The organism is Streptomyces sp. NPDC089915, assembly GCF_040684675.1.
GTDB lineage: Bacteria > Actinomycetota > Actinomycetes > Streptomycetales > Streptomycetaceae > Streptomyces.
In genome coordinates, this window is sequence record NZ_JBFBGN010000033.1 from 24,917 (window position 1) to 33,439 (window position 8,523).

Sequence of the window (8,523 nt, forward strand, 5' to 3'; positions counted from 1 at the left end):
CGTGCCCCGGCCCGCCCGCCGCCGGCCGCGCCGGGGCCGGGCACCCGCGCCGGGGCCTCAGGCGCTGACGGCCTCCTTGTGCTCCTCCCGCTCGCCGCGGTCCTCCAGCGCGTTCGCCGCCGCGCTGTCCAGGGTGGTCATCACCCACTGCTCGAAGTCGACGCCCTCCTGTTCGGCGGCCTTGTGCCAGCGCTGCACGCGGCTGCCCGGGACCTCCAGGCGCCGGCTCGGCTCCAGCGGAGGGCGGGCCGGCTCCCCGCCGCCCTGGCGCGCGGCGCGCAGGGCGGCGCGCAGCTGCTTGGTGGTCCACTGCCGCCGCTCGGCCCGGTCCAGCCAGACCTCCTGCTCCCCGGTCGGCATGGAGGCCAGCTCGGCGTGGTGCTGGAAGCTCAGGGCGGACCGGCGCCGGGCCAGGTCGAAGCGTCTGGAGACCCACGCGTAGTTGCGCAGGGTCTGGTACGAGAGCCCGGCGGCGCGGATCCCGCGCTGGTACCGGTCGGTGTAGTGGTCCTTGCCGTACTTGAGCCAGTCGCCCAGCCACCAGCAGGACGAGTCGAGGACGCCGACGAGCTGGTGCCCGGCCCGCTCCCACTCGTCGTAGGCCATCTGCGGCGGCATCTGCAGGCCCACCTTGGTCGTCAGCACCTGGCCCCTGCGCGGGCCGGTCCCCGCGGTCTGCGGCTGCCACGTCGGGGGCCCCGGGGGGCCGGCTGCCGGGCCGCCCTGCGACGCCGCGGTGTGACCGTCCTGACGTGCCATCGTGCCTCCAGGAGAAGGGGCGTACACAACCGGCGAGAACTGTTGCGGGGCGGGCTGGAGCGTTGCCGGAGCAGCGTTCGAACGGCCGCGCGCCGAGAAGCGCAGGGGCTGTCCCGTCGACGGGACGGCCCCTTCCGCCGTTCCGGGTGCAATTCGGCCTCCCGTTGCGTCTGGAATTCGGCCTCCAGGACCTCGAAAAGAACCTATGGGCAGGTATTTTTTGGCCAGATGAATTTCCGGAGAGGGGTATGAGGATGCGGAAAAGACCGAGAACCGGAGTGATCGCCGCGGCGGCGGTCGTGCTCATGGCCACCGCTTTCACGGGCCCCGCCCGGGCGGCCTGGGAGAAGCCCCGTCCGGTGGCCGCCCACCAGGCGACGCAGCGCGCGGTCGAGGCGGCCGTCGCGGCCGGCGTCCCCGGCGTCGCGGCCGAGGCGAGGGACGCCGCGGGCGTCTGGAAGACGGCGGCGGGCGTGGCGGACCGGACGACGGGGGCCCCGCGCACCAAGAACGACAGGTTCCGCATCGGCGGGATGACCAACACCTTCGTGGCCACGGTCCTCCTCCAGATGGAGGCCGAGGGCAGGCTGAGCCTCGACGACAGCGTGGACCGCTACCTGCCCGGCCTGGTCACGGGCAACGGCAACGACGGCCGCGCGATCACCGTGCGCCAGCTCCTCAACCACACCAGCGGGCTCTTCGACTACTTCGCCGACCCGCAGTACGCGGCGACGTACCTGACGGGCCAGGCGTACCTCGACCACCGCTTCGACACCGTCACGGCCGAGCAGCGCGTGAAGGTGGCCCTCGCCCACGAGCCGCCCTTCCGGCCCGGCGTGCGGCACTGGTACTCCAACACCAACGACGTACTGGCCGCCATGGTCCTGGAGAAGGCCGCCGGGAAGCCGTACGCGTACGAGGTGCGCAAGCGCGTCATCGAGCCCCTGGAGCTCAAGTCCACCTCCAACCCCGGCACCGCCGTCGGCCTGCCCCAGCCGAGCGGCCGCGGCTACTCCCGGCTGTTCGCCGCCCAGCCCGACCGGATCGACGACGTCACCGAGGCGAACCCGTCGCAGAGCTGGGGCAACGCCGACCTCATCTCCAGCACGGCCGACCTCAACCGGTTCTACGAGGCCCTGATGGGCGGCCGACTGCTGCCGCCGAAGCAGCTGGCGGAGATGAAGACGACCGTGGACAACCCGGACTGGCCGGGCTCCTCCTACGGCCTGGGCATCGAACGGCTCACGCTCGGCTGCGGCACCGTCCTCTGGTACCACGACGGGGGCGCCCTGGGCTGGATCTCCCTGGCCGCCTTCACCGAGGACGCCCGCCACCAGCTCACCTTCAGCTACAACGCGAACTGGGGGGCGGAGACCATCCTCCCCCTGGTCAACGCCGAGTTCTGCCCCCAGACGCCCTGACGCCCGGGCCGTCCGCGGAAGCGACGGCCCAGGGCACCGCCGACCCGGCCGCCACCGGACGGGCGGTGCCCGCCGTCAGCTCGTTGAACCGGCACAGGAGCTGGTTCTGCTCCTGCTGGAGCCGCTCGATGCGGCCCTGGAGCCGGGCGATCTCCTCGAAGAGGGGCAGCACCGACCCCTCGGCCTCCACCGCCGCCGGCCCGGTCCGCGGCGCGGCCGCCGGGAGCGCGCCCGGCGCCGTGACCAGGGCCGGGTCATGGTGGAGGATGGCCTGCATCAGCCCGCGCAGGACGGGGCCCGGCTCCACGCCGAGGTCGTGCACCATGCGGTTGCGCGCCCGCTCGTACACGCCGAGCGCCTCCGCCTGCCGGCCGCAGCGGTAGTAGGCGACCATCAGCAGGTCGTAGAACCTCTCCCGCATCGGGTGGTCCGTGGTGAGCACCATCAGCTCGCCGGTGATCTCACCGTGCCGCCCGGCGCGCAGGTACGCGTCGTACATCGTCTCCAGCGCGGTCAGCCGGTGCTCCTCCAGCTGGGCGGCCCGGCCCGCGCAGATCCCGCCCAGCACACTGCCCTCCAGGGCCGGGCCGCGCCACAGCGACAGGGCCCGGCGCAGCAGTTCGCCGGCCTGCCCCGGATCCTCGGGCAGGATCCGCCGCGCCGTGTCGGTGAGCTGCTGGAAGCGGGCGGCGTCCGTCTCCACGGGGGAGGGCCGCAGGGTGTAGCCCCGCGAGGTGGTCGTGATCCACGGCGGGTACGCCCGCGCCCGCCCGGCGGCGCGGCCGCCGTCCGGGCCGGACAGCAGCCGGCGCAGCCGGCCCACGTGCACCTGGAGCGCGTTCGCCGCGTTCGCGGGCGGCTGCTCGCCCCACAGCTCGTCGACGAGCTGCCGCACGGAGACGCTCTGCCCGGCCTTCACCACCAGGCACCCCAGCAGCGCGCGCTGCTTGGCACCCGTGGGAAGGAGGTGCAGGCCCGCCTCGTCGTCGCGCGCCTCCACCAGACCGAGAATGCGGAACTGCATGTCTTCTCCTCGCACGGACCGGCAACGCAAGGGTCAGGACGACCGCGCCGCGCCCGCCGCGTCGAGCGCCGCGGTCGCGTCCCGTTCGATCCGCCGCAGCAGCGGCCGGGGATCGTCCTGGAAGTAGAAGTGGCCGCCGTCGAGGACCCGCAGGCCCAGGAAGCGCTCGGTGTGCGCCGCCCAGCCGGCCATCCGTTCCGCCGAGGCGTGCCGGTCGCCGGCGCCCGCGTACGCGGACAGCGCCACCGGCAGCGGACCGGCCCCCGGAGCCGGCCGCCACTCCTCCACCAGGCGCAGGTCGGCCCGGATGACCGGCTCGAACACGGACCACAGCTCGGGGTCGTCGAAGATCCCGTCGGGCGTGCCGCCCAGCAGGTTCAACGCTCTGCGCAACTCGGCGTCGGGCAGCTCGTGGTACGGCTCCGCGGGCCCCGCCGGCTGCGGCGCGGTGCGTGCCGAGACCCCGATCCACACGGGCAGCGGCAGGCCCCGGGCGGCGGCCCGCCGGGTCATCTCGTAAGCGACGAGAGCACCCATGCTGTGGCCGAAAAGGGCATACGGGCACGTGAGTTCGGCCTCGACTGAGCTCAGCAGGAAGTCGGCGAGCCGGGCCGCGTCCGTGAACGGCGGCTGGTCGAGGAGGAAGCCGTGCCCCGGGGCGTCGAGCAGCCGCACGTCCCAGGTGTCCGGCAGCCCAGCGGGCCAGTGCCGGTACGGCAGGTGCGATCCGCCCGCGTGGTGCAGGACGAACAAGCGCAAGGCAGGACGTGTGCTGTCCATCTCTCTCCCTCGGATCGGGCCGCGCACCCTCGCACCATAGAGCCGCCCCCGGCCGGCGGCGCGCACGCATCAGGTGACCTGTGCCGAGGGTCTGGCGGGGCTCCAACGATCCTCAGGCGGCGCCGCGCGTACGCCCCGCCCCGGCCCCCGGCGGGCTCGCGAGCGGGACTCGACCGTGTCTCAAAAGGGCCGTGGGTACAGTGGGCGCCGAGCCGGGCCGGTCACCCGGGCAGCCCAGCCCGGACGACCCGCGATCCGGCCCGCCAGGCCGGGCACCGCACCACCGCTCGAACCGGGGCGCCCGCACCCGCCGCACGACGCCGATCGGCGCCCGGCGGTCCCGCGCCCCGCTTCCCCTGCCGGCCCCGGCGATCCACCTTCCCGGTCACCCCAATGACAGTTAAGGAAGTGTCACGTGAGCACGAACCCCTTCGACGACGGGGACGGTCGCTTCCACGTCCTGGCCAACGACGAGGACCAGCACTCCCTGTGGCCCGTGTTCGCCGACGTGCCCGCCGGCTGGCGGGTCGTCTTCGGCGAGGCGGACCGGGCCGCGTGCCTGGAGTACGTCGAGCGGAACTGGACCGACCTGCGCCCCCGGAGCCTGCGCGAGGCGATGGCCTCCGACTGACGCCGCCGCCCGCCGCCACGGGCCCGCACCACCGCGTCCCGCCGGCGCTCGCTCGGACGAGTGGCCGGCCGGCGCGCAGGCAGACACTCTGAGTTGGGGGATGAAGATGGTCAGCGGCGCTGCGAGAACCGCGGGCGGGCACCGGGCCCGGCCGGCCGGCACCGGCGGCGAGGCGGTGCGGGGCGACGTGGTCCTGTCCTTCGTGGGACCACAGGCCGAGGTGCGCAAGTCGGGGATGATCCTCCCGGCGAACCTGCCGGAGCGGTCCTGGGAGCAGATCGGGACCAACCTGCGCGAGCTCGGGAACTCCTCCGCCTGGTGGCTCGCCGACTGGCTCCGCTTCGGCGAGGCCACCTACGGGTGGCGCCGCTACAAGGAGGCGATCGAGCGCACCGGGCTCGACTACCAGACCCTGCGCAACTACGCCTGGGTGGCCCGCCGGTTCGACCACCACCGCAGGCGCGACGGCCTCAGCTTCGCCCACCACGCCGAGGTGGCCCGCCTGGCCCCGCCCGAGCAGGACTACTGGCTGCGCAAGGCCGAACAGCAGAAGTGGTCGCGCAACGAACTGCGCAGGGCCGTCCGCGCCAGCCTGGCCGTGCAGAACGACACGGCGGCCCTCCCCGAGGGCACGGCCGGCGAGGAGCCCGGGGTGTCCCGGCTGCCCGGAGCCGCCGGCACCGGCCGGAGCCGCCCGGTCACGAAGCTCACCATCGAGCTCTCCGCCGACCAGCTGGACCACCTCTCGCAGGCGGCCGCCGCCCACGGCCTGCCCGTGGACAAGTGGGTGGCCCGGCTCCTGGAGACCGCCGACCGGAAGACCGCCTAGCGGCGCACCGCCGACCGCGCGGGGCGATCCCGTGGCGCGCCGGCGGCCGTCCCGCCGGACACCTCTCACACCGGAGCCAGTTGATGATCCTTCAGGGAAAGCGGGTCGCCCTGCCCTCGGCGCCCGTCGTCCACCGACAGTTCGAGGCGCACGCCCGGGCCACCCCCGACGCCGTCGCCGTCTCCTGCGCCGGCCGGCGGACGACCTACGCGGAGCTGGACGCGCGGGCGAACCGGTTCGCGCGGTACCTCACCGCACGCGGAGCCGGCCGGGGCGCCAAGGTCGGCGTGTGCCTGGACTACTCCGCCGACCTGCTCGTGGCCATCCTCGGCACGCTGAAGGCGGGCGCCGCCTACGTCCCCTTCGACCCGGCCTACCCGCCGGCCCGGCTGGGGCTGCTGCTGGACCGGGTCCCCGGCCTCGCCCTGATCGTCGCCTCCCCGGCGACCTCCGGGCTGATCGGGTCCGCGCCCGTGGACGTCGTCGGCTTCGAGGAGCTGTCCGGGCAGCTGGACGCCCTCCCGGCGACCGCTCCCGCCGTCGAGGTCACGGGCGACGACCTGTGCTACGCGGTCTTCACCTCCGGCTCCACCGGTACGCCGAAGCTGACCGCCGTCCGGCACGCGGGCTGGTTCAACCTGATGAACTGGCTGAGGCTCGAATACGGCCTGGACCGGGGCTCGCACAACCTGGTCGTCAGCGCCTTCGGCTTCGACCTCTCCCAGCGGGCCCTGATGACCCCGCTGTTCTGCGGCGCCACCCAGCACCTCATGGCCAGCCGGAACTTCGACCCCATGCTGGCCTACCGGACGCTGAACGAGAACGACGTCCGCACCGTGCACTGCGCCTCCAGCACCCTGTACCTGCTGGTCGACTGGGAGACCGCGCGCGGCGGCGACGCCCTCACCCGCCTGGACTACGTCCTCTTCGGCGGTGAGCCCCTCAAGGCCGAGCGGCTCGCGGACTGGGCCCGGCGCGAGGGCAACGGCTGCACCCTCCTGCACCAGTACGGCGTCGCCGAGTGCACCGACGTCGCGACCTCCTTCGACCTCGCCGGATACCGGCCCGGCGAGCACGAGGTCCCGCCGGTCGGCAGGCCGGCCCACAACACGGACGTCCACCTCCTCGACGAGGGGCTGCGCCACGTCGCGCCGGGGGAGCAGGGCGAGATCTGCATCGCCGGGACCGGCGTCGGCGCCGGCTACCTGGGCGCCGACGGCCCCGAGAACCAGAAGTTCACCACGGTCGACTCCGGCGGGGTACCGCTGCGGCTCTACCGCACGGGCGACCGCGGCTACGTCAACGAGGACGGTGACCTCGTCGTCCTCGGCCGGATCGACGCACAGGTGAAGGTGCGCGGCATGCGCATCGACCCCTCCGACGTCGAACGCGCCCTCGGCCGGCTCGCCGGGGTCCGGGAGGCCGCCGTCGCGGTCACCCACGACGCCTCCGGCGACGCCGAGCTGGCCGCGTTCGTCGTCCCGGCGGGCGCCGACCTCGCCGCGGACGACCTGCGCACCCGCCTCCTGGAGACCCTGCCGCGGAACATGGTGCCGGCCCGGTTCACCAACGTCCCGCGGATCCCGCTGAGCCCGCACGGAAAGGTCGACCGCGCGGCGCTGGTCGACGCAGAAGCGAGAGGACAGTGATGATTGCCGACGGTGTGCGCGCCATCTGGTGCCGGGAGTTCGAGCGCGACGACATAGCCCCCGACGACGACTTCTTCGCCCTGGGCGGCCAGTCCCTGATCATGACCAAGATCCAGGGCGCCTACATCGAGGAACTGGGCGTCGAGGTCCCGATGGACCAGATGTTCCTCAACCCGACGGTCGCGTCGATCTCCGCCTACATCGAAGCCAACCGGTAGAGGGGGGACGCCGTGGAAGACTACGACGTCATCGTCATCGGTGCCCGCTGCGCGGGTTCGCCGACGGCCATGCTCTTCGCCCGGCAGGGCTACCGCGTCCTGCTCCTGGAGAAGGCCCGCTTCCCGCAGGACACCCTGTCCTCGCACTACATCCACATGCAGGGCGTGGCCCTCCTCAACCGGTGGGGCCTGCTGGAGCGGATCCGCGACACCGGCTGCCAGCCGATCACCCACGAACGCTACGAGGGCCCCGGCGTCCGCATCGACGGGTTCTCCCTGCCGATCGACGGCCTGACGACCACGTACGCCCCGAGGCGCTACGTGCTCGACCCGATCCTCGCCGAGGGCGCCGTGGCCGCCGGAGCGGAGTTCCGCGAGGGCTGCGCCGTGGCCGACCTGCTGTGGGAGGACGACCGGGTCACCGGGGTGCGCTACACCACCCCCGGCGGCGCCGAGGCGACCGCCCGCGCCCGCCTGGTCGTCGGCGCCGACGGCATGCGCTCGCTGGTGGCCCGCAAGGCCGGCGCCCCCTACGTCATCGAGCACCCGCGCGCGACCTGCGTCTACTACAGCTACTGGTCCGGGGTCCCCTCCAGCTTCGAGCTGTACGAGCGGCCGGGCCGCTGGGTCGCCGCCGTCCCCACCAACGACGACCTCAAGCTGATCATGACCTACTTCCCGCAGGCCGACTACAACCAGGTCCGCAAGGACGTGGAGCCGGCCTACCTGGAGGCCGTCCGCACCACCGCCCCCGACCTGTACGAGCGGATGGGCGCGGGCAGCCGCGAGGAGCAGATGTACGGCACGGGCCACCAGGAGAACTTCTTCCGCAAGGCCTACGGCCCCGGCTGGGTCCTGGTCGGCGACGCGGTCAACCACAAGGACTCCATCACCGCCCGCGGCATCACCGAGGCCTTCGTCCAGGCCCAGTCCCTCACCGGCCTCATCGGGGAGCGGCTGCACGACGAGTCCGCGCTGAAGTCCGCCCTGCGCCGCTACGAGAACAACCTGGGCAACGAGGCGCACAGCCAGTACCAGGGCGCCCTCAACGTCGCCGAGCTCAAGCCCGAGGGCCGCACCGACATGCTGCGCAAGCTGGTCGGCCACCAGGACCACATCGACCGGTACTTCTCCACGCTGTCCGGGGCGATCTCGATCGACGACTTCTACAACGAAGAACTCTTGACCTTGCTCGACCAGAGCTGAGCCGAC

The 8,523-nt window shown here is 73.3% G+C and carries 9 protein-coding genes; 6 read left to right on the forward strand and 3 right to left on the reverse strand.

Annotation, left to right across the window (positions count from 1 at the left end; genetic code table 11):
* Positions 1-57: 57 nt before the first annotated feature.
* The gene (locus AB0O29_RS13335; protein WP_365150707.1) at positions 58-645 is read right to left on the reverse strand and encodes an LmbU family transcriptional regulator; all 588 of its coding nucleotides are present in this window, start codon (positions 643-645) and stop codon (positions 58-60) included.
* A 419-nt stretch (positions 646-1,064) separates the two neighbouring features.
* Between AB0O29_RS13335 and AB0O29_RS13340 the strand changes: the two genes are divergently transcribed.
* Complete coding sequence (locus AB0O29_RS13340; RefSeq protein WP_365150710.1) at positions 1,065-2,180, forward strand: serine hydrolase domain-containing protein; 1,116 nt, start codon at positions 1,065-1,067, stop codon at positions 2,178-2,180.
* On the opposite strand, the gene AB0O29_RS13345 is transcribed toward AB0O29_RS13340, so the two are convergent.
* Both AB0O29_RS13345 and AB0O29_RS13350 read right to left on the reverse strand, forming a co-directional pair.
* Positions 2,149-3,204: an AfsR/SARP family transcriptional regulator gene (locus AB0O29_RS13345; RefSeq protein WP_365150713.1), complete on the reverse strand. Its 1,056-nt coding sequence runs from the start codon at positions 3,202-3,204 to the stop codon at positions 2,149-2,151. The two genes, AB0O29_RS13340 and AB0O29_RS13345, sit on opposite strands and share 32 nt — an antisense overlap.
* Before the next feature lie 33 nt (positions 3,205-3,237).
* Positions 3,238-3,963, reverse strand: a complete 726-nt coding sequence (locus AB0O29_RS13350; protein ID WP_365150716.1) for an alpha/beta fold hydrolase — start codon at positions 3,961-3,963, stop codon at positions 3,238-3,240.
* A 436-nt stretch (positions 3,964-4,399) separates the two neighbouring features.
* Here AB0O29_RS13350 and AB0O29_RS13355 point away from each other — a divergent pair, with 436 nt between their 5' ends.
* The 5 genes from AB0O29_RS13355 to AB0O29_RS13375 all read left to right on the forward strand — a co-directional run bounded on the left by AB0O29_RS13355 (position 4,400) and on the right by AB0O29_RS13375 (position 8,517).
* Positions 4,400-4,615, forward strand: a complete 216-nt coding sequence (locus AB0O29_RS13355; RefSeq protein ID WP_365150719.1) for an MbtH family protein — start codon at positions 4,400-4,402, stop codon at positions 4,613-4,615.
* 100 nt (positions 4,616-4,715) lie between these two features.
* A complete protein-coding gene (locus AB0O29_RS13360; RefSeq protein ID WP_365150722.1) occupies positions 4,716-5,444 on the forward strand; it encodes an LmbU family transcriptional regulator in 729 nt (242 codons plus the stop codon).
* 83 nt (positions 5,445-5,527) lie between these two features.
* The gene (locus tag AB0O29_RS13365) at positions 5,528-7,093 is read left to right on the forward strand and encodes an amino acid adenylation domain-containing protein (protein ID WP_365150725.1); all 1,566 of its coding nucleotides are present in this window, start codon (positions 5,528-5,530) and stop codon (positions 7,091-7,093) included.
* Positions 7,093-7,311 carry a phosphopantetheine-binding protein gene (locus tag AB0O29_RS13370; protein ID WP_344161215.1) on the forward strand — a complete coding sequence of 73 codons (219 nt, stop codon included), beginning with the start codon at positions 7,093-7,095 and terminating at the stop codon, positions 7,309-7,311. The genes AB0O29_RS13365 and AB0O29_RS13370 overlap by 1 nt, the downstream gene beginning before the upstream one ends.
* Positions 7,312-7,323: 12 nt before the next feature.
* Positions 7,324-8,517, forward strand: coding sequence for an NAD(P)/FAD-dependent oxidoreductase (locus AB0O29_RS13375; RefSeq protein ID WP_365150729.1), 1,194 nt, complete (start codon positions 7,324-7,326; stop codon positions 8,515-8,517).
* Positions 8,518-8,523: the final 6 nt, after the last annotated feature.

Excerpts from the sequence above, each read along its gene's own strand:
- AB0O29_RS13340 (WP_365150710.1), top strand. The coding sequence starts at position 1,065 with ATGGCCACCGCTTTCACGGGCCCCGCCCGGGCGGCCTGGGAGAAGCCC.
- AB0O29_RS13345 (WP_365150713.1), bottom strand. The coding sequence starts at position 3,204 with ATGCAGTTCCGCATTCTCGGTCTGGTGGAGGCGCGCGACGACGAGGCG.
- AB0O29_RS13360 (WP_365150722.1), top strand. The coding sequence starts at position 4,716 with ATGAAGATGGTCAGCGGCGCTGCGAGAACCGCGGGCGGGCACCGGGCC.
- AB0O29_RS13365 (WP_365150725.1), top strand. The coding sequence starts at position 5,528 with ATGATCCTTCAGGGAAAGCGGGTCGCCCTGCCCTCGGCGCCCGTCGTC.
- AB0O29_RS13370 (WP_344161215.1), top strand. The coding sequence starts at position 7,093 with ATGATTGCCGACGGTGTGCGCGCCATCTGGTGCCGGGAGTTCGAGCGC.